General features: G+C 58.7%; 1 protein-coding gene. It reads right to left on the reverse strand.

Going from position 1 to position 733, the window contains the following annotated elements:
• Positions 1–609 precede the first annotated feature (609 nt).
• Positions 610–720, reverse strand: a complete 111-nt coding sequence (locus DU478_RS23620; RefSeq protein WP_267897132.1) for a BrnA antitoxin family protein — start codon at positions 718–720, stop codon at positions 610–612.
• Positions 721–733: the final 13 nt, after the last annotated feature.

The raw sequence follows: 733 nt of genomic DNA on the forward strand, positions 1-733 counted from the left end.
GTGAGCGCCAGGAACATCTCCTGGGCTTCCGTCCCGAAGGTCACGATCCCCGCAGTGACCACAGCCGCGTTGCTCTTCATGGCTCTTTTGGCCCCACGGGCTGTCCGGAGCGCCAGAACCTCATCCCTGATCTGCGAGACAGGGCGGGGTTCCATCAGGGGCCTGTTCAAGCTTTTCCGAGCAGGATCCACGTATTTGGGCTGAGGGCCAATCCGGAAATCATGGCGTCTCTGGCCATAAGCCTGGGACAGGGACTTTCCCTCCAGCCGCACGGAAGCGGCGCGGGGGTTCCCACCGGTGAGATCTTCGGGGCGAATGTTCAGGGGTTCGGTGCTCATACCCCCAAAGATCGCCGACCCACATGAAAATCCAAAATCCGGACTTTCGAAAATCCCTGTTCATGATAGGATAATCGAATAACAAAATGGCAAATTATCGTTTATTCATAACCTACTAGCCATAAACACCCCCCCGATGGGGTCTGTTTATGGCTCTCCGGCGAAGAGGGTTGCTGCGCCCCTCTTTCGAAACTCCCAACCGAAGGGACCAGCCCCTTTCGAAACCCCAGAGCCGGACATGGTCCGGACAGAATGGCCGCATTCTGCACCTTCAAAGCCCCGCAGCTTCCCGGAGTGCGTCGTTCATCCGGGTTTGCCACCCCGGACCGGACGCCTTGAACCGAGCCACGATCTCCGGATCGAGCCTCAGCGACACCGCCACCTTTGGGTTCTCC

Origin of the sequence: Thalassococcus profundi, assembly GCF_003344785.1 — a bacterium.
GTDB lineage: Bacteria > Pseudomonadota > Alphaproteobacteria > Rhodobacterales > Rhodobacteraceae > Puniceibacterium > Puniceibacterium profundi.